15 protein-coding genes are annotated in these 19,954 nt (G+C 59.3%); 5 read left to right on the top strand and 10 right to left on the bottom strand.

From position 1 onward, the window contains the following. Positions 1–10: 10 nt before the first annotated feature. The 4 genes from cobT to MED193_RS07035 form a co-directional block, all read right to left on the bottom strand. Positions 11–1,888 (bottom strand): cobaltochelatase subunit CobT, encoded by a 1,878-nt coding sequence (gene cobT / locus MED193_RS07050; RefSeq protein WP_009808995.1) that lies wholly within the window; start codon positions 1,886–1,888, stop codon positions 11–13. Further along, on the bottom strand, positions 1,885–2,586 hold the full coding sequence (locus tag MED193_RS07045; protein WP_009808994.1) for an aspartate/glutamate racemase family protein: 702 nt from the start codon (positions 2,584–2,586) through the stop codon (positions 1,885–1,887). Before MED193_RS07045 ends, cobT begins: the two co-directional genes overlap by 4 nt. 18 nt (positions 2,587–2,604) lie before the next feature. Continuing rightward, positions 2,605–3,591 carry a cobaltochelatase subunit CobS gene (gene cobS, locus MED193_RS07040; protein WP_009808993.1) on the bottom strand — a complete coding sequence of 329 codons (987 nt, stop codon included), beginning with the start codon at positions 3,589–3,591 and terminating at the stop codon, positions 2,605–2,607. A gap of 245 nt (positions 3,592–3,836) precedes the next feature. Further along, entirely contained in the window at positions 3,837–4,460 is a 624-nt protein-coding gene (locus MED193_RS07035) for a DnaJ domain-containing protein (RefSeq protein ID WP_009808991.1), read from the bottom strand. A gap of 106 nt (positions 4,461–4,566) precedes the next feature. Here MED193_RS07035 and MED193_RS07030 point away from each other — a divergent pair, with 106 nt between their 5' ends. Continuing rightward, on the top strand, positions 4,567–4,824 hold the full coding sequence (locus tag MED193_RS07030; protein ID WP_009808990.1) for a BolA family transcriptional regulator: 258 nt from the start codon (positions 4,567–4,569) through the stop codon (positions 4,822–4,824). A gap of 56 nt (positions 4,825–4,880) precedes the next feature. On the opposite strand, the gene MED193_RS07025 is transcribed toward MED193_RS07030, so the two are convergent. The 3 genes from MED193_RS07025 to gatB all read right to left on the bottom strand — a co-directional run bounded on the left by MED193_RS07025 (position 4,881) and on the right by gatB (position 8,477). After that, entirely contained in the window at positions 4,881–5,390 is a 510-nt protein-coding gene (locus MED193_RS07025; RefSeq protein WP_009808989.1) for a DUF4177 domain-containing protein, read from the bottom strand. Positions 5,391–5,517: 127 nt separating this feature from the next. Then, positions 5,518–6,756 carry a peptidase T gene (gene pepT / locus MED193_RS07020; RefSeq protein WP_009808988.1) on the bottom strand — a complete coding sequence of 413 codons (1,239 nt, stop codon included), beginning with the start codon at positions 6,754–6,756 and terminating at the stop codon, positions 5,518–5,520. 209 nt (positions 6,757–6,965) lie between these two features. Continuing rightward, positions 6,966–8,477: an Asp-tRNA(Asn)/Glu-tRNA(Gln) amidotransferase subunit GatB gene (gatB, locus tag MED193_RS07015; protein WP_009808986.1), complete on the bottom strand. Its 1,512-nt coding sequence runs from the start codon at positions 8,475–8,477 to the stop codon at positions 6,966–6,968. 261 nt (positions 8,478–8,738) lie between these two features. On the opposite strand from gatB, the gene MED193_RS07010 reads away from it, so the two are divergent. Next, a complete protein-coding gene (locus tag MED193_RS07010; RefSeq protein WP_009808985.1) occupies positions 8,739–11,096 on the top strand; it encodes a Tex family protein in 2,358 nt (785 codons plus the stop codon). Positions 11,097–11,267: 171 nt separating this feature from the next. Here MED193_RS07010 and MED193_RS07005 read toward each other — a convergent pair whose 3' ends face one another. The 3 genes from MED193_RS07005 to pepN all read right to left on the bottom strand — a co-directional run bounded on the left by MED193_RS07005 (position 11,268) and on the right by pepN (position 15,894). Continuing rightward, entirely contained in the window at positions 11,268–12,722 is a 1,455-nt protein-coding gene (locus MED193_RS07005; RefSeq protein WP_157041303.1) for a hypothetical protein, read from the bottom strand. Between the two features lie 129 nt (positions 12,723–12,851). After that, a complete protein-coding gene (locus MED193_RS07000; RefSeq protein WP_217626355.1) occupies positions 12,852–13,361 on the bottom strand; it encodes a hypothetical protein in 510 nt (169 codons plus the stop codon). After that, positions 13,330–15,894 (bottom strand): aminopeptidase N, encoded by a 2,565-nt coding sequence (gene pepN, locus MED193_RS06995; protein WP_009808982.1) that lies wholly within the window; start codon positions 15,892–15,894, stop codon positions 13,330–13,332. The genes MED193_RS07000 and pepN overlap by 32 nt, the downstream gene beginning before the upstream one ends. A gap of 287 nt (positions 15,895–16,181) precedes the next feature. Between pepN and MED193_RS06990 the strand changes: the two genes are divergently transcribed. The 3 genes from MED193_RS06990 to MED193_RS06980 all read left to right on the top strand — a co-directional run bounded on the left by MED193_RS06990 (position 16,182) and on the right by MED193_RS06980 (position 19,829). Further along, positions 16,182–18,314 (top strand): malate synthase G, encoded by a 2,133-nt coding sequence (locus MED193_RS06990; protein ID WP_009808981.1) that lies wholly within the window; start codon positions 16,182–16,184, stop codon positions 18,312–18,314. A gap of 76 nt (positions 18,315–18,390) precedes the next feature. Then, complete coding sequence (locus MED193_RS06985; RefSeq protein ID WP_009808980.1) at positions 18,391–18,816, top strand: heme-binding protein; 426 nt, start codon at positions 18,391–18,393, stop codon at positions 18,814–18,816. Positions 18,817–19,046: 230 nt separating this feature from the next. After that, on the top strand, positions 19,047–19,829 hold the full coding sequence (locus tag MED193_RS06980; protein ID WP_009808979.1) for a gamma-glutamyl-gamma-aminobutyrate hydrolase family protein: 783 nt from the start codon (positions 19,047–19,049) through the stop codon (positions 19,827–19,829). Positions 19,830–19,954 lie beyond the last annotated feature (125 nt).

Below are 19,954 nucleotides of genomic sequence, written 5' to 3'. Positions count from 1 at the left end.
GTCCCTCTGTTCAGCCGACCTTCTTCATGCCCATCACCCGGGCGCGGGCGCGTGGATCACTGTCAAACAGGGCAGCCAGTTGTTCGGTCATCGCGCCGGCAAGCTGCTCCACATCGGTGATGGTCACCGCGCGGTCATAATAGCGGGTCACGTCGTGACCGATACCAATAGCCAGCAGCTCTACCTGCTTGCGTTTTTCCACCATTGCGATGACATCGCGCAGGTGTTTTTCCAGATAGTTAGCAGGGTTTACCGACAGCGTGCTGTCATCAACCGGCGCCCCATCTGAAATCACCATCAAGATCTTGCGGGCCTCCTGGCGGGCGGTCATGCGACGGTGGGCCCATTCCAGCGCTTCACCGTCGATGTTTTCCTTCAGCAGGCCTTCTTTCATCATCAATCCCAGATTGGGCCGCACCCGGCGCCAAGGAGTATCTGCGGATTTATAGATGATATGGCGCAGGTCATTCAGACGGCCCGGCATCTGTGGCCGCCCGTCATTGAGCCAGGCCTCACGGGCCAGACCGCCCTTCCAGGCGCGGGTGGTAAAGCCGAGGATCTCGACCTTGACGTTGCAGCGTTCCAGGGTGCGGGCCAAAACATCGGCGCAGATGGCGGCAATGGAAATAGGCCGTCCACGCATCGAGCCGGAGTTATCCAGCAAGAGCGTCACCACGGTGTCGCGGAACTCAGTGTCTTTTTCATGTTTGAAAGACAAGGGCGTGGTGGGGTTGGCAATCACCCGCGCCAGACGCCCTGCATCCAGAATGCCCTCTTCCAGGTCAAACTCCCAAGAGCGATTCTGCTGCGCCTGCAGGCGGCGCTGCAACTTGTTGGCCAGCCGACTGACGGCTCCCTTCAGAGGTTCCAGCTGCTGATCAAGATAGGCGCGCAGGCGCTCCAGTTCCGCCGGTTCCGCCAGTTCTTCGGCGGCGATTTCTTCGTCATTGACGTCCAGGAAAACCTTGTAGTCCGGGTCGGCCTCGGACACGGGGGGCGGCGGCGGCGGATCCAGCGGCGCCTCACCATCGGGCATCTCGGTTTCTTCAGCCAGCTCCTCGTCGGCCATCTCATCCATCGAGACCTGGGCCTGGCTTTCGTCCTGTTGCTGTTCCTGAGCCTGCTCTGCGTCGGCCTCGGCTTGCTCGTCGTCGGAGTCATCCTCGCCATTGCTGTCGGGATCGGGCTGCTCTTCGGCGTTGTCTTCGGCCTCGTCATCCTGATTGTCGTCCAGCTCATCCGGGTCATCGCCCAGCTGATCGCCATAGCCGAGATCGGCAATGATTTTGCGGGCGAATTTGGCAAATTCCGACTGGTCGGCGATCTTATCGTCGAGGTTCTCTAGCGTTTCACCAGCCTGAGATTCAATGAAGCCACGCCACAGCTCCATCACATTGTCTGCACCCTCTGGCAGGGGGCGACCCGTGGCCAGATGGCGTACCAGATAGCCGGCCGAGGCCGCCAGTGGCGCCTCGGAGGAGCTCTTCATCTGGTCATAGCCGCGCCGGATGGCCTCGTTGCGGATCTTGACGTCGATATTGGAGGCGGTGCCGGGCATGTGCCGTGCGCCCATGGCTTCGCAGCGGGCGGTTTCCATTGCCTCATAAAGGTCGCGCGCCATCTCCCCCTGTGGAGTGTATTTTGCATGGGTGGCGTCGTCGTGGAACTTGCGCCGCAGCGCCAGCGCATCGGCGGTGCCACGGGCCAGCAGTACCTCCTCACGCGTCATGCGACGGGAGACCTGCGGCAGGCGCATATTGTCACCTGAGACGCCCGAGGGGTCGACGGTATAGGAAACGCTCAGCTCGGGATCATCGGCCATGACCTTGGTTGCTTCGGCCAGGGCCTTTTTGAAGGGATCAGCTGGGTTGTCGTTTTGTTTTTTCATCTTGTCGCGCTCACTTCATCGAGGTCGGTGTCACCCGCCGCAAGCTGGGCCAGCAATTCCACATGTACGTCCAGTGCATCTACGACCCTATAGCCTGGGTCCTTTCCGTCAAAGGCCAGGTTCAGATCGGTGCCTGCGAGAACAATGGCCTGCGCCCCCTTTGTGTCCACCAAACGTTGGCCTGCATCCAGGAACGTTTCGCGCAGCTGAGGGCTGCAAGTCCCGGCTACGGCCATGTCGACATAGCTTTGACCCAAACTATCAATTTCGTCATCCAGAGTTACGGCCCGTGTCTGCGTCAACTGCCCATATAGCTTGGTGCGCATAACGACACTTGTGCCAAGCAGGCCGACAGTATTCAGCCCCTGCGCCGCAAGATAGCCATCCAGTGGAGACACAGCAGAGACCAAGGGCAGGCTCGACAGTGGTACAGTCTCGTCGAAACAAAAATGTCCACCCAAAGAGGTGATAGCGGCACAATCAGCTCCGGCTCCGCGCAACTGATCGATCAGGCCAGCATATATCTCAGCCTGGGCAGCCTGGTTATCTGTACGGTTGTTCCGAAGAAGATCCTGAACATCTGCATGCACAATGGTCATTTGGAGAGGCAGGTTGCGGGCGGCCATGACGGCAGTGAGCCGTTGATAGTAGACCACCGTGGCCGCAACACCGATCCCCCCAATCAATCCAATATGCATGTGTTTTTCCCTGCTTGATCAGCCCAGGCTTACGCTGGCGGCGCTTTCGGGCAGCTCTTCGTCAAAACAGCGCTGGTAGAACTCGGCGACGGTCTGGCGCTCCAGCTCGTCACATTTGTTCAGGAAGCTGAGGCGGAAGGCATAGCCCACATCGCGGAAGATCTCGGCGTTCTGCGCCCAGTTGATCACGGTCCGCGGGCTCATCACGGTGGACAGATCACCATTCATAAAGGCGGTGCGGGTCAGATCCGCGACAGTCACCATTTGGCTGATGTTCTTACGGCCGGCCTCGGTGTTGTAATGCGGCGCCTTGGACAGCACGATTTGGGTCTCGGCATCGTGGCTGAGGTAGTTCAGCGTCGAGACCAGCGACCAACGGTCCATCTGAGCCTGGTTGATCTGCTGGGTGCCGTGGTAGAGGCCGGTGGTGTCGCCCAGACCAACGGTGTTGGCGGTGGCAAACAGACGGAAGAAGGGGTTCGGGGTGATGATCTCGTTCTGGTCCAGCAGCGTCAGCTTGCCGTCATGCTCCAGCACTCGCTGGATCACAAACATCACATCGGCGCGGCCGGCGTCATATTCATCAAAAACAATCGCAACAGGGTTGCGTAGCGCCCAGGGCAGGATGCCCTCATGGAATTCAGTAACCTGCTTGCCGTCGCGCAGCTTGATCGCATCCTTACCGATCAGGTCAATCCGGGAGATGTGGCTGTCGAGGTTGACCCGAACGGAGGGCCAGTTCAGACGCGCGGCAACCTGTTCGATATGGGTCGATTTCCCGGTGCCGTGGTAGCCTTGGATCATCACACGACGATTGTGGCTAAAGCCCGCCAGGATGGCCATGGTGGTGTCGGGGTCGAACTTATAGGTGGGATCGATGGCCGGAACGCGGTCAGAGCCTTCGGCAAAGCCCTTGATGGTCATGTCGGTATCGATGCCAAAGACATCGCGCACCGAAATGGGGTCGGTGGGTTTTGCATTCATATCCAGCATGCCGTCGGTCATCACAGTCGATCCTTGTTCCTCTCCCGCCGATTGCGGGGTCAATCCGGTGGATTGGTGCCCGATCTTGCGGTGAAGGGCAAGAGGCAGAGTAGGGGGCGGCCAAATAACGTGATGTTGCAGGCCGATCTGGCCTTATTGCTGGTTTGCGATTTGGACCAGGAGGCAGCAAATACGAAAATTAGGCATGAAAAAAGGGCAGCTTGCGCTGCCCCTTTTCAATTTTGCATCTCTCTGGACCTCGCGCGCTATTTGAAGCTGCGGCTGTCCTTGATCTGATCCCAGGCCCAGCGGACCTCTTGCAGCTGCTCTTCCTGGCTACGGTCGCCGCCGTTCATATCGGGGTGCAGCACCTTGATCAGCTTTTTGTAGGCTTTGCGGATGTCGGCCTTGGACCAATCGTCCTTGGCCTCCAGCAGCTCCAGCGCCTTGCGCTCGGTTGCCGGCAGGCGACGCCCTGTCGCGCCAGAGCGACCTGGGTTCTGCGTGGCATTGCCGCCAAGCACCTGATGCGGATCTTCAATGCCCAGGCGGGCCCAGGCGCGGGCCTCGGGGTCGCCCATGGGTTTGGTCTGGCGCTCCCAGACCTTGTCCTTGGATTGCTGGGCGTTCAACTCGGCCTCTGTGGTGCCTTGGAAGAAGTTCCAGTGGTTGTTGTATTCGCGAACATGCTCCTGGCAGAACCAGAAATAGTCATCCAGCACATCCGGGGCCTTGGGCGCGCGGAACTTGCCGGGCTGGTTGCAGCCTTCCTTGTCACAGATACGCGTCGAGGTTTCCGACGCACCGCTTGCGGCCCGGCGGCCCCGCGGGTTTTTCTTTTTTGCAGAGCTGACGGACATATCGAAACCGAAAGGATCTGATTTACTCATGGGGTGCACCTTCTCGACGCAGCTACTCGACTCGGAGGCAGCAGTTTAGTCTAAGGGGCGTCAGATAGAAGGGGGTGCGAGAAATAAAAATGAGGATGAGCGGAATATGAGCATTCGTGTCGAGATGGAGCAGCGGCTTCGGGAAGCCTTTGAACCAACGGAGCTAGAGGTTGTCGATGACAGCAACAGTCATATTGGCCATGCGGGCCATGATGGCAGTGGTGAAAGTCACTTTAATGTGAGGATCCGATCAGTCGCCTTTGAAGGCCAGAACAGGGTGCAGCAGCATCGGGCGGTGCACAGGGCGCTGGGGGACATCGTGCCGCGTATTCACGCACTGGCGCTGGATATTGGCAGCGTTTGATCTGTCAGTCACCGCTGCAGGTGCCTCGGCGCTTGGGGCCCTGCAGCGCGTAAAGATTAGTCGTTATCTGCTGAGTGCTGCTTGGCACGGGCCTTCAGGGCGGCGGTCATGCCTGAGACTGGGCTCAGCTCTTCGACACCATCGTCGGCGCGCATGCTGGCAGCCCCTTGACCCGGTACAGGTGTTGCGTCTTCGGGGGCCTCGGGATCGCCTGCGGTGGCGGTAAGAGGCGCAGCTGCAGGGGCAGTGGTGCCGGGTATTTGCACCGCAGGCGCATTGCCTTCGGGGGCGAGGCTCGCAGCAAGGGGCTGCGCTGCCAAACCCGCCGCGTCAGACAGGGCGCGGCGAAACACCAGCACGTTGCGCCAATTGGTGGTTGAGCCCGTCAGGCCAGAGCGCTCATCCGAGGGCAAGAGTTCAGCGCGTTGATATTCCCACCCCTGCGCCGCCATTTCATTCAGCGTGATCTCGATGGAATTGGCAAACCGGCCCTCAGCTGATTTGACGCCTTTGGCCTTGGTGCCCTTATGGGGGGCGGGAACTACTTTATACTCAAACGCCTGCATTGCGGTCTCCTGACTTCCGGCGCAGGTTTAACCTATGCAGGCGAGGGGTCAAGTCTGGCTTCGCTGCGCGACGCCCACTGAAGACGCAAGCCCTGGGGCAGCGGTTTCAGTTTAGGCGGTCAGCGAGTTATTTTCTCGCCGCCAGCCGGGCGAGTGTCAGACAAACCTGCAGCGAGTCGGCCATGTCCTGTACCGACACCCATTCCAGGGGGCCGTGAACACATTGCATCCCACAGAAAATGTTTGGCGTCGGGACCCCCATTTCGGTGAGGCGCGACCCATCCGTGCCGCCCCGGATGGGCACGGAAATCGGATCAATCCCATTGGCGCGACAGGCCTCCAGCGCGAGATCGACCGGCGTCATATCTTCTTCCAGCCAATAGCGCATATTGCGGTACTGCGGATAGATTTCGCAGCTGATCTCGGCGCGGGGCTCGGAGGCCTGCACAGCCGCGCAGACACTGCGCAGCAAATCACCCTTGGCCGCCAGCCCGTCGCGTTCAAAATCGCGCAGGATCAGCTTGATCTCCATCTCTGACGACCCACCCGCCATATCGGTGACATGCAGGAAGCCCTCGCGCCCGTCGGTGGTTTCCGGCGTCATGGTCGCCTGTGGCAAGGTCTGCACGATCTTAGAGGCTAGATGGGCGGCGTTGACCATTTTTTCTTTGGCCCAACCGGGGTGGATCGACACGCCCTTGATCGAAACAATCGCGCGATCCGCCGAGAAACTTTCGTAGATGATTTCACCTAGGTCGCTGCCATCCAGCGTATAGGCGAAATCAACGCCCAGATCTGCGGGCAGTTTGGCATCGACGCCGCGACCAATTTCTTCGTCCGGGGTAAAGGCGATGCGGATGGGGCAATGCGGGATGTCCGGGTTTTCGATCAGATGCCGTGCCAGGGTCATCACGATGGAGACGCCCGCTTTGTCATCCGCTCCCAGGAGGGTCAGCCCAGAGGCGGTGATCAGATCGTGGCCTTCCTTGCCTGCCAGATAGGGGTGGTCCTTGGGTGACAGCACCAGATCTGGATCGTCGGGAAAGGTGATTTCGCCGCCGTTGTAGCCTTTGATCACACGGGGTTTTACCCCTGCAGCATTGAACTGTGGCGCGGTATCTACATGGGCGAGGAACCCAACCGTGGGGCCTTCCACCGTGCCCGGAACGGTAGCCAGAACCGTACCATAATCCGTGAGGGTAACATCTTGAGCGCCGATTTCCTTCAGCTCCTCAACCAGCAGATTGGACATGTCGAACTGGATGTCGGTGCTGGGCGAGGTGAGCGAGTTCTCGTCGCTCTGGCTGTCGATGGCGGCATAGCGGACCAGGCGGTCCTGAAGCTCTTGATTGAAATTATCTTGCATGAGACCTCCTGCGGTTTGGGCAGAGAAAAACCCGCAAGGCCGGGGAGGTCAAGGCTGAGGTGGCGAGATAATTTAAGAGGTTGCCCAGGTCAGAGCCTGACCGCAGGCGCAAACGAAGTGCTCGCCCATGAGGGCGGCCGGGCGATGGGGGCGCTGAACGAAAAAGGCGCCCGTGGGGGGGCGCCTTTCAATACATTTGTTGGGCTGGATCAGCTGCCCAGTTTTTGGGCAACCAGCTGGTTCACTGCCTTGGGGTTGGCCTTGCCGCCGGTGGCTTTCATTACCTGACCCACAAACCAGCCTGCCAGTTTGGGGTTCACTTTGGCTTTCTCCACCTGCGCGGGGTTGTCGGCGATGATCTGGTCCAGGGCGGCCTCAATGGCGCCAGTGTCTGTCACCTGTTTCATGCCGCGTTCTTCGACGATCTGCGCCGGGTCACCGCCTGTCGTATAGACGATCTCAAACAGATCCTTGGCGATCTTGCCTGAAATGGTCTCGGCCGAGATCAGCTCGACAATGCCGCCCAGTTGTGCCGGGGTGACCGGGCTGTTGGCAATATCGGCCTCATCCGCCTTGAGACGTCCAAAGAGCTCATTGATTACCCAGTTGGCGGCGAGCTTGCCATTGCGGCCCTCGGCCACGGCCTCAAAATATGCGGCGGATTCTACATCTGCGGTCAGCACCGAAGCGTCATAGTCACTGAGCTTGAAATCAGCGATGAAACGCGCCTTTTTTGCGTCGGGAAGTTCGGGCAGGTTGGCGGCGATATCATCCACCCAAGCCTGTTCGATCTCCAGCGGCAGCAGGTCGGGGTCGGGGAAATAGCGGTAGTCATGCGCTTCTTCCTTGGAGCGCATCGACCGGGTCTCACCCTTGTCGGGATCATAAAGACGTGTCTCCTGATCGACTTCCCCCCCTGCCTCGATGATGGCGATCTGGCGGCGCGCTTCGATCTCGATGGCCTGCTGGATAAAGCGCATGGAGTTCATATTCTTGATTTCGCAGCGGGTGCCCAGATGGCCAAAGTCCTGAGTTTCCTGATATTTCTCATACTGGCCGGGGCGGCAGACCGAAACGTTTACATCTGCGCGCAGGTTGCCGTTTTGCATATTGCCATCACAGGTGCCGAGATATTTCAGGATCTGGCGGATCTTGGCGATATAGGCGGCGGCCTCTTCGGGGCCACGGATGTCAGGGCGGGAAACAATCTCCATCAGACAGACGCCGGTCCGGTTCAGATCGACAAAGGACATGTTGGGATCCATGTCATGGATCGATTTGCCTGCATCCTGTTCCATGTGGATGCGCTCTACCCGCACGGTGCGGGCGGTGCCGTCGCCCAGCTCTACCAGAACTTCGCCTTCGCCCACGATGGGGTGATAGAGCTGGCTGATCTGATAGCCCTGCGGCAGGTCGGGGTAGAAATAGTTCTTGCGGTCAAAAGCAGACCAGAGGTTGATCTCTGCCTTGAGGCCGAGCCCGGTGCGCACGGCCTGTTCGACGCAGTATTCGTTGATCACCGGCAGCATGCCGGGCATGGCCGCATCCACAAAGGAGACGTTGGAATTTGGCTCCGCGCCAAATTTGGTCGAGGCTCCGGAGAACAGCTTGGCGTTGGAGCTGACCTGGGCGTGGACTTCCATACCGATGACCAGTTCCCAGTCATGTTTGGCGCCCGAAATCACCTTGGGCTTGGGGAGTTCATATGTCAGGTCGAGCATCTCGCACTGGCTCCTATTATCGCGTTTAATTGGCGTTCTAAGCCAGCCGGGCAAGCGGGGCAAGTGGTAGCGGAGATTCTGCCGGTGCCCGCAGCTGTTGCGCGCTGGCTGCGGGGGAACCGGGGTAAATTATCGGGCGGCACCTGCCTTGACGGCGCAAGCTTTTGCTTGGCGGCGGCCCGCGGCGCAGCTAAGAAGATCGCCCGAGCGAGCCTTTGGCTCCGAGCAGACAGTATGCACAGACAAATAAGAGGATGCGTCTTGGAAACAGCCGCCCGTATTGCCCAAAGAATTGCCAGTGAGATTGGCGCCGCTCCCAAACAGGTGACCAGCGCGGTAACCCTGCTGGATGAAGGCGCGACGGTGCCCTTTGTGGCGCGCTACCGCAAGGAAGTCACAGGGGGGCTGGATGATACGCAACTGCGCACCCTCGCGGAACGGCTGTCTTATCTGCGCGAGCTGGAAGCGCGCCGTGCAACAATCCTCGACTCGATCAAGAGCCAGGACAAACTGACGGATGAATTGGGGGCTTCGATCGCCAGGGCCGAAACCAAAGCCCAGTTAGAAGATATCTATCTGCCCTTTAAGCCCAAGCGCCGCACCAAGGCGATGATCGCGAGAGAAAACGGGCTTGAGCCACTGGTGGAGGCCATTTTGGCCGATCACATGGCAGAGCCCGAGGCTCTGGCGGCGGGCTATGTCAACGAAGCAGTGCCAGGCACCAAAGAAGCCTTGAATGGGGCGCGTGACATCTTGACCGAACGGATGACCGAAAACGCCGCGTTGCTGGGACGCCTGCGACAGTTCTTACAATCTGAGGCGCGGCTGACAGCGCGGGTGGTCGAGGGGAAAGAGCAAGAGGGGGCAAAGTTCTCTGATTATTTTGACCACAATGAGCGTTGGGCCGATTTGCCTTCGCACCGGGCCCTGGCGATGTTGCGCGGTTCAAATGAGGGGGTGTTGACGCTGGATATCGGTCCCGAACCGGAAGAGGGCGTCGCGCGGGCAGAGGCAATGGTGGCGGCAGAGCTGGGGGCCAGCGGCACAGGGCTTGGAGACAAATGGCTGCGCAAGGTGGCTGGCTGGTGCTGGCGCGTGAAACTGTCCTTGTCGATGATGCTGGAGCTGATGGCGGATCTGCGGGCCCGTGCGCAAGATGACGCCATTCAGGTCTTTGCCCGCAACCTCAAGGATCTGCTTTTTGCTGCTCCAGCCGGTGCGCGACCGACGCTCGGGCTGGACCCGGGCATTCGCACCGGCGTCAAGGCGGCAGTGGTTGATGCAACCGGGAAACTGCTTGCCACTGAAACGCTTTATCCCTTTCAGCCAAAGAATGATCTGCGGGGGGCTCAAATCAGTATTCTGAAACTGATCGCCGAACATGGCGTGGAACTGGTCGCCATCGGCAATGGCACCGCCAGTCGCGAGACCGAGCGCATGGTGGCGGAGGTGATCAAGAATCTGCCTGCCAAGGTTAAGAAACCGACCAAGGTGGTGGTTTCGGAAGCTGGAGCCTCGGTCTATTCGGCCTCGGAACTGGCGGCGCGGGAGTTTCCAGAGCTGGATGTGTCGCTGCGTGGCGCGGTGTCGATTGCGCGGCGGTTGCAGGACCCACTGGCGGAACTGGTTAAGATTGAACCCAAGAGCATTGGCGTTGGCCAGTACCAGCATGACGTCGACCAGCATCGCCTGTCCAAGTCGCTAGAGGCTGTGATTGAGGACGTGGTGAATGCTGTTGGCGTGGATCTGAACATGGCTTCCGCGCCCCTGTTGTCCCATGTCTCCGGCCTGGGGCCAGGACTTGCTGAGGCTATTGTGGCGCATCGGGATGTGAACGGGGCCTTTGTCTCGCGTAAGGAACTGCTGAAAGTCGCGCGTCTGGGTCCCAAGGCCTTTGAGCAATGCGCGGGCTTTTTGCGCATTCGTGACGGCAAGGAACCGCTGGATGCCTCGGCTGTGCATCCGGAGGCCTATAGTGTTGCCCGTAAGGTGGTGGCCGCCTGTGGACGTGATATTCGCCAGATCATGGGCGATGACAGTGCCCTGAAAGGGCTGCGCGCGGAGCAGTTTGTTGATGAGAGTTTTGGTCTGCCAACGGTGCGCGATATCTTTGCAGAGCTTGAGAAGCCTGGACGTGATCCGCGGCCCTCTTTCGTGACCGCCAGTTTCGCCGAAGGCGTTGAAACCATGCAAGATTTGAAGCCGGGCATGGTCTTGGAGGGCACCGTGACAAATGTGGCGGCCTTTGGGGCTTTTGTGGATATTGGCGTGCACCAGGACGGGTTGGTACATGTCAGCCAATTGGCCGACAAATTTGTCAAAGACCCCCATGAGGTGGTGAAGACCGGCCAGGTGGTCAAGGTTACGGTGACCGAGGTGGATGTGGCGCGCAAGCGAATTGCTCTGACCATGCGTAAGGATGGCGGTGCCTCTGCCCGCGAGGACCGCAACGCGCGCGGTGCTGCGGCAGGCGCAGCCAAAGGGCAAAGAGCCAACGGCCGCGGGAGCGGCAAGGGGGGCGCGGCAAAACGTGGCGCCATGTCATCGGCGCCTAAATCTGACCGCCCTCAAACCGGGGCATTGGGGGCGGCGCTTCTGGATGCCTTCAAGAAGACCTGAAGGGTGGCGCCTGAAGATCCGGGGGGCGGCAGGCCGTGCGAGGGCGCTGTCTTTTGCCGGATGACAGGGCAGGGGGCGCTGCCCCCTCGCGCCTTTGGCGCTCACCCCTGGAATATTTCAAGAAAGATGATGCTGGGCCAACAGTTTGGAGCGGGACGGCCGGAGAGCCGACTAAGCCGGGATCAGGTCAACCCCGTCTGGCGAAAAGGCGATCTTGTGGCCGCTATCGAGTTCGTCGCAGAATATTCCGGCTATGCATTGCAGGGCCTTGGCTTGACCATGGGCGGCAAAGCGGCGCAGCGAGGTGACGCGGGCATTGTTATCAAAGCCTTCGCAGGCATGGGCCCAGATCAGTGGGTGGAGCTCATGCAGGTGGCTGCGTACCAGCCAGTTGGCGGCCTTGGAGATCTCCAGCCGGTTTGAGTCGGCTGCTGGGTTGCTCCCCAGGCCATTGGGTAGAGTTATGGCGCAATAGGCAGCAAGCAGGTTGGTCATTTCCTGGCTGGGGTCTGCGCAGAGAATATCCTGCAACCCATCTAAGAAAAATTGGGGATCGACCCGGGCACAGGCCTGTGCATCAATGGCCATGGCGTCAAAATAGACCCAGGTGTAGCCTCCGGCGCCCCAGTGCTGTTGTGTGCGTGCTGCTGTGCGACGGGCTTCCAACTCAAGTGCGGCATAGGATCCATTGGCACGTGGCAGCATCTGCGCCCCAAGTGCGCGCATGGGGCGCGGGTTTTCGGGGGCTTGGTCAATGAGCGCGCCATAGGCGTCTGCGACGTCAACGGTATCAGCGTTCTGGCCCGCAAAAAGAGCACATTGTGCAGCCGATAAGAAAGCGCTGTCGCGACTTTGATTTTTGAGCGGTGCCAGCAAAGCCGCCGCACGTTCAAAATGGGCCGTGGCACGGCGCAGCTGCGAGTCTTGCCGGGTTTGGTTTGCGGCGCTATCGGAGGCGGCACCGCGCCAGATCCAAGCAATGTCGATATGGGCCAAAGCAACGATGGCCGTTAGGTATATGTCCTTTGGGTGGTCGCGCCGCAGGGATTCCAGGGCCATAACCCCGTCAATGAGGATTGGGTTCTCACCAGTTTTGCGTCTGCGAGTTGTTTTTGTGCCGGAGACTTTGTTGAAGGCGCCTGACCTATGGCTGCGATCCTGCAATGCGTGTTCCACCGCGTTGACCACATCAGAGCGGGCCCCATAGGCGAGAAGGTCTGCTTCGGGCTGGTCGCTCGTCGTGCGGCTATGGGCCTGGTCGGCGGCCTGGATCAACTGAGACAATTCGGGCCAGCGTTCTTGCCGTGCCAGGAACTGGCCTTTGTCCTGCAGGGACTGCCTGTTTTGACTGTCCAGGTCTTCATCATGGATTGGGATCAAGAGCTTTTCGGCAAAGCTCTCCACCTCATCTGTGCCCTCTTGTTGAGGTACTGCGGCCTTTGGATGCTCTGCTGTCAGCTGCGGCGTTGCGTAGGGGGGCTGTTGCTCGCAAGCGAGAGTTTGGGGGCCGCCCTGTTTTGTTTGGCGGCGCGGTCCCGTCCCTGAGAAGCCGGCCGAGATCCAGGCTGGGAACTCCTTTTGCAGTCTGGAGAGGTGCGTCCACATTTGAGAGTGAGGTCTGAGCATTCAAAATCCTGCAGGTTGGCAGCTGATCGGTAAGGCTCAAAATGATTGCTCAATGCGGCGCAAACGTGGCGGCGATGGGGTTATTGCCGTTAACAATTGGGAAATGGCGTGGCAGGCGGGGTGCTACCGTTAGATAACCGTAAAGTGGTGGCGCTCGCTGGGAATGCCCTTGGCGTTCAGCTGGTCTTCAAGCAGTTGAACTGGGGGAAGCGCAGGCTGGGGGAGGCGAATTTTGGCACCATTGCGTAGGATGAGAGTCGCGCGAAAAGAAAAATCCCAGCGCCGGTCAAGCCGCAGAGATGCAATCTCTGGCAGAGCGACACCTGTGTTGCGGGCACCACAGAACCAGCTGATTTGATCTTCCGTCAGGGTCAGGCCTGAGATGGGATTGCGCCATAGTTCCCAAAGGCCCGGCAGAAGTGGCAGGGCGAGCACAAAGAGAATGCCGGATGTGATCTGCAGCAGGAAACCGCCCAATAAAAGAGCGGCAGACCAAAGAGCGATGGCCACGATAAGTTGCGCCGATCTGCCCTGCCGTTCAAACTGCAAGAGCGGTGGCAGAGCCCCCGTGACCTCACAGGTCACGGGTGTTTGTGTCTCTGGGGCTTCAGGCATCCAGGATACGGCTGACCATTTCATTGGTATCGCGGCTCAACTTTGGTGCTGCTTTGATCCGCTCGAGTTGGCTGCGGATCAAGGCCTGACGGTCCAGGTCATAGCGTTTCCAAGTTTGAAAAGCCGTGCACATGCGCGCGGTGGTCTGAGGGTTCAGACTGTCCAGCGCGATCAGTTTGTCAGCCAGCAATTGGTAGCCCGCGCCTGACCCATGGTGGAAGCCCCCATGATTACCGGCCAAGGCGCCCATCACCGCACGGAAGCGGTTGGGATTCTTCAGGGTGAACAGAGGGTGCTGCGCGATTTTCGCAGCCACTTGGGCGGCTTTTTGCGGCGCGGCAAAGGCCACCTGCAGCGCGAACCACTTGTCCATCACCAGCCGGTCATGCTTCCATTGCTCGTAAAAGGCCTGGTTTTGGGCACTACCGGTTTCGGCCTGCAACAGGCCGATAAGGGCAGTGTGCTGCTGGGTCATATTATCGGCGGCGTCATATTGGCGTGCGGCCTGCTGTCCGCCGTCCAGCCGCGTGAGCAAAAATAGGATCCGCGCGTTCAGGTCTCGCTTTCCGGTGCTGGTGGCATCGGGGCTGTAGGGGCCGTCGATCGTGGTCGTGGCATAGAGCCGCGGCAGACTATCGGCGAGCCGTTCTGCCAGCGTCTGTGCAAAAGTCTCAGCGGCGTTGTAGATCTTTTGCGGGTCTGGCACATGGCCGCGTTCATGCAGGGTCTGAGCAATGTCTGACTGGCTGGGCGGCTGCAGCACCAGCGCCCTAAAGGCAGGATCCAGGCTGTCGTCGCGCACCAGCTTTTGCAGCGCATCCAGGTAGGCGGCGTCTGGGGCAGAGCCCTCTAGCACCATGGCTATGCGGGCCTCGCGAGCGAGGGCATTGCCTGCTTCCCAGCGATTGAAAAGATCGCTGTCATGGGCCAACAGAAATGCCCGTTCAACATTGTTGGTCTCGCGCTCCAGAATGACCGGTGCCGAAAATTCCCGCAGGATCGATGGGGTCGGCTTGCTGGCCAGGCCCTCAAAGCTGAAGCTCTGCTTTGCCTGGGTCATCTCCAATACGGTAGTTGGCTGGACCTCATCGCCGTTGTCATTCAACAGCCCCACGGCGATGGGGATCACGCGGGGATCTTTTACCGGCTGGCCAGGCGTTGGCGCGGTGCTTTGTTCAAAAGTTAACGTATAGGTGCCCTCCGCAAAGCTCTCGGCGACCTTCAAGCGCGGTGTGCCTGCCTGAGAGTACCAGCGTTTGAACTGCGCCAGATCGCGGCCAGTGCTGTCTTCAAACACCTGTAGCCAGTCCTCAATTGTGCAGGCCTGGCCATCGTGGCGATCAAAATAGAGATCAACCGCTTTGCGATAGGCCGCGTCCCCCACCAGACGTTTCAGCATGCCGATGATTTCGGCGCCTTTCTCATAGATGGTAGCGGTGTAGAAGTTGTTGATCTCCTGAAACTCTTCGGGGCGTACCGGATGCGACAACGGCCCTTGGTCCTCGGGAAACTGGCGGGCGCGCAGATCAATGACATCAGAAATCCGTTTTACCGAGGCGGAGCGCATATCGGAGGTGAACTGGGCGTCACGGAACACCGTCAGCCCCTCTTTGAGGCAGAGCTGGAACCAGTCGCGACAGGTGATGCGGTTGCCGGTCCAGTTGTGAAAATACTCATGGGCAATAATTGCCTCGATGCGCTCAAAATTGGCATCCGTCGAGGTCTCCGGGCTGGCCAGCACGCAGGAGGAGTTGAAGATATTCAGCCCCTTGTTTTCCATCGCACCCATGTTGAAGTCATCCACCGCGACGATGTTGAAAATGTCGAGATCATATTCCCGCCCATAGGCTTCTTCGTCCCAGGTCATGGATTTCTTCAGCGCTTCCATGCCAAAGGCGCATTTGTCTTCATCACCTGGGCGCACCCAGATGTTCAGCTCGACCTCTTTGCCGGAACGGGTGGTGAAAGTATCGGGGTGATTGACCAGATCGCCTGCCACCAGCGCGAACAGATAGGCCGGTTTGGGCCAGGGATCATGCCATTCTGCCAGACCCTGGGAGCGTGAGACCGGATTGCCGTTGGACAAGAGTACCTCTTCCTCGCCCTCAATGCGCACAGAAAAAGTGGACATCACATCGGGACGGTCGGGGTAATAGGTGATCTTGCGAAAACCCTCAGCTTCACACTGGGTGCAATACATCCCGCCAGACATATAGAGCCCTTCTAGCGCTGTGTTGCCTGCAGGGTCGATTTCAACCTCGGCTTCCCAGAGGAAAGGGGTTTGAGGCACGCTGCAGGTCAGGCCTTGGGGGGTGACTTCGGGGGTGACCGCCGCACCGTCGATTTTGGCTGAGATCAGTTTGAGCTGTTCGCCGTGTAGGAAGAACTGCGGATCTGCTGCGCCGGGTTTGGGAGTGAAGCGGATCTGGCTCAGAACGCGCGTGGCATGGGGGGCCAAGCGAAAGGTCAACGCGACGCTGTCCACTTCAAATTCAAAGGGGGTGTAGTCTTTCAGATAAAAGGTTTCTGCATCGGCCTGGGCTGCATCTGTCGTCATCACGCTATCCTCATCTCACCGCGACCACGAGGGGCGATCGGGGGCTTTGATCTTTTGGTTGTCCCAGTGGTAGGCAATGGCGCAGAGCCGGGCAAGCGTATGACGCGGAAAATGCGAGCAAAACCGGCAGGAATTACCCTGAAATGTTTGAAGCTGATTTGAACTTGATGGGAAAACTTGAAACAGTGTCGCGGAAACTGGTAAAATAATATTACCGCATCTGTTGCCGATAGGAAACTTTTCCTGTATCCGGAAACCGGATCGACAACCGGGTAAGGAGAAAATCAATGAGCCAGATGCGCACAATCGAAGGGATGCAAGTTGCATCCGAGCTGGCGGAATTCATTGAAAGCAAGGCGTTGCCCGGCACTGGGGTGTCGGCGGCGACGTTCTGGGCGGGCCTGTCCGGGTTGGTGAACGGTATGGGAGATGAGAACCGCGCGCTGCTGGCAAAACGTGCCGATCTGCAGGGGCAGATTGATGCCTGGCATGTGCAGAACCGGGGGGCACCACAGGATGGGGCCGCCTATACCGCCTTCCTGCGTGAGATTGGATATCTTTTGCCTGAAGGCGATGACTTCGAGATTGAGACAACCAACGTAGATGCCGAGATTGCCTTTACGCCTGGCCCGCAACTGGTGGTGCCAATCACCAATGCGCGTTTTGCGTTGAACGCGGCTAATGCCCGCTGGGGCTCTCTGTATGATGCACTTTACGGCACTGATGCCATGGGCGATCTGCCAAGCGGAAGCGGTTACGACGCGGCGCGTGGCGACCGGGTTATCGCCTGGGGGCGCCGTTTTCTGGATGAAACCTTCCCTCTGCAACAGGGGTCCTGGAGCGAGATCACCGGACTTTCTGTTGTTGATGGGGCGCTGGTACCTGGGCTGAAAGATTTGGCGCAATTTGCAGGTCATGTTGGCGCCGCTGATGCCCCCACGCGGGTTGTGCTGAAAAACAACGGTCTGCACGCAGTGATCGAGGTGGACGCCGCAGGCGACATTGGTGCCTCAGACGCGGCCGGCATTAATGACATCACGCTAGAGTCCGCGCTTTCAACGATCATGGACTGCGAAGATTCCGTGGCCTGTGTCGATGCTGAAGATAAGGTCGTTGCTTATTCAAACTGGTTGGGCCTGATGAAGCGCGATCTGGCAGAGGAGGTCACCAAAGGTGGCAAGACCTTCACTCGTGTGCTGAACAGTGATCTGGACTACACGACAGCCGCCGGCGAGGCTGACAGCCTCAAAGGACGTTCCTTGTTGTTGGTGCGCAATGTCGGCCACCTGATGACGAACCCGGCAGTTCTGGACAGTGCCGGACGTGAGGCGGGCGAGGGTTTCCTGGATGCCATGATCACGGTGATGATCGCCATGCATGATTTGCAGTCCACGGGCGGCAATTCGCTCAAAGGGTCGGTCTATGTGGTCAAGCCTAAGATGCACGGGCCTGAAGAAGTCGATTTTGCCTGTCGCATCTTTAGCCATGTGGAGGCCGCGCTGGGCCTGCCGGCCAATACCGTCAAGATCGGCATCATGGACGAGGAACGCCGCACCAGCGTGAACCTCAAGGAATGTATCCGCGCCGCCAAATCTCGCGTTGCCTTTATCAACACTGGCTTCCTGGATCGCACCGGAGACGAGATCCATACCTCAATGGAGGCAGGCCCTATGCTGCCCAAGGGCGAGATGAAAAGCACGCCCTGGATTGCCTCCTACGAGGACCGCAATGTGGATATCGGTCTGGCCTGTGGTCTCAAAGGGCGCGCTCAGATCGGAAAGGGCATGTGGGCGATGCCGGATCTGATGGGCGAGATGCTGGCGGCAAAGATTGGCCACCCCCAATCGGGTGCCACCTGTGCCTGGGTGCCATCACCCACCGCCGCGACACTGCACGCCACCCATTACCACCAGTTTGATGTCCTGGCCCATCAGGACACCCTGCGCGCGGGTGGCCCCCGTGGCAGCTTGGAGGATCTGCTCACTGTTCCGGTGATGCAGGGGCAAAATCTGTCGGAGGCGCAGATCACCCGAGAGATTGAGAACAATGCCCAGGGTATTCTGGGCTATGTGGTGCGCTGGGTGGACCAGGGCGTCGGCTGTTCAAAGGTGCCCGATCTCAACGATATCGGCCTGATGGAAGACCGCGCAACCTGCCGCATCTCCAGCCAGGCCCTGGCCAACTGGCTGCACCACGGTGTGGTGGAGGAGGCTCAGGTGATGGCTGCGATGCAAAAGATGGCAGCCGTGGTGGATCAGCAAAACGCCGGGGATGCCAGCTACAGGCCTATGGCACCGGGGTTTGAAGGCATTGCTTTCCAGGCGGCCTGCGATCTGGTCTTCAAGGGCCGCATCCAGCCCTCGGGCTATACAGAGCCTGTGCTGCATGCTCGCCGTCTTGAACTCAAGGCGGCAAACTGAGACGCCATCGATCAATTGGGGCAGGGATCTTCCTGCCCCTTTTTCACAACCAGATCCTGATCACGAGGACAAACCCATGACGATCACATTGAAATCCGCCCAGACCATTATCGATACGGCCCTGGCCAAGGGCCGTGAAATGGGCCTGAAGCCGCTTTCCGCTGTAGTGCTGGATGGCGGAGGCCATGTGCAGGCCTTTGCCCGTGAAGACGGTGCCGCTCCAGGTCGCTTTGCCATTGCCCATGGCAAGGCCTACGGCGCTGTGATGTTGGGCATGGCAGGCACCGCGCAGATGGCGCGGGCCGAGGCTCAGGCCTATTTCATGGCGGCGGTGAACGGGGTCTACGGCGGTCAAGTGATCCCAGTGCCCGGTGGCGTGTTGTTGCGGGATGAAAGCGGCGCAGTCATTGGCGCTGTTGGCGTGACCGGGGATACCTCTGACAACGATGCGATTGCCGCGATGGCGGGGATCGAGGCGGCAGGGCTGATCGGCGAAATTTAAGTCGCAGACAAAGTCGCGCTTTTTAGAGGGACGTTGCAGTGTGCGGCGTCCCTTTTGCGTTTGGGCGCAATCCTTGTTTCCGATTTGCCCGGTTTTGTCGCGAATCTTGCCGGTGACGTGACGGCGTGCAGAATTGAACAACCGACTGCGCGCGTTCCCGGGGCCTCGGAGCTTGCGGGACGCAGGGCGAGGCCTTAGCCTTCACATGTTCTAACACACTCGGAGTCACCATGGCGCGTCCCAAAGTCGGCATTATCGGCAATTCCTATCTGCTCAACGATCAATATCCCGCACATGCTGGCGGCACCATGAATTCTGAGGCCGTAGCCGAGGTTGCCGGTTGTATGCCGCTGCTTATCCCTTCAGATCCGCGGTTTTTGTCGGTTGAGGAACTGTTGGAGAGCTTTGACGGATTTTTGCTTACTGGCGGGCGTCCCAATGTGCACCCTAATGAATATGGCGAGGCCGAAACGGAGGCGCATGGCGCCTTTGATCGCGCCCGCGACGCCATTGTCCTGCCCTTGGTTCGGGCCTGTGTCGAACGTGGCCAGCCTTTCTTGGGGATCTGCCGGGGCTTTCAGGAGGTTAATGTGGCCATGGGCGGCACGCTCTATCCTGAGATCCGCGACCTGCCGGGACGAATGAACCACCGGATGCCCCCTGACGGCAGCCTCGAAGAAAAGTTTGCTCTGCGTCATCCGGTTAAAATGACGCCGGGGGGTGTGTTCAACGGGGTCTTTGGCGCCGAAGAAGTTATGACCAACAGCTTGCATGGCCAGGGAATTAAGGCACCAGGCGCGCGGATTGTGATCGACGGTCATGCCCCCGATGGCACGCCTGAAGCGATCTACGTGCGCGATGCTCCCGGCTTTACCCTTTCGGTGCAATGGCACCCGGAATGGGACGCCAACAATGATCCGGTTTCCCGGCCGCTGTTTCAGGCCTTTGGCGCGGCCGTTCACGCCTGGGCCAATGGGGCGAATAACCTTGGTGGCTTGCAGCAAGCAGGCTGACGGCAGGCTGAGAATCGGCCAAGCGGCTGATCGCGATCTCGATTGTGGCCACTGAGGTGGCACCGTGTCCACTCTATGATCCAAACACATGATCTTAGTGCTGGATTTTAACTGCAAAATCCTGG

The sequence above is a fragment of the Roseobacter sp. MED193 genome (assembly GCF_000152965.1).
Classification (GTDB): Bacteria; Pseudomonadota; Alphaproteobacteria; order Rhodobacterales; family Rhodobacteraceae; genus Pseudophaeobacter.
The sequence above is the reverse complement of the archived record's forward strand: the minus strand, read 5'-3'. Positions and strand labels throughout refer to the sequence as shown.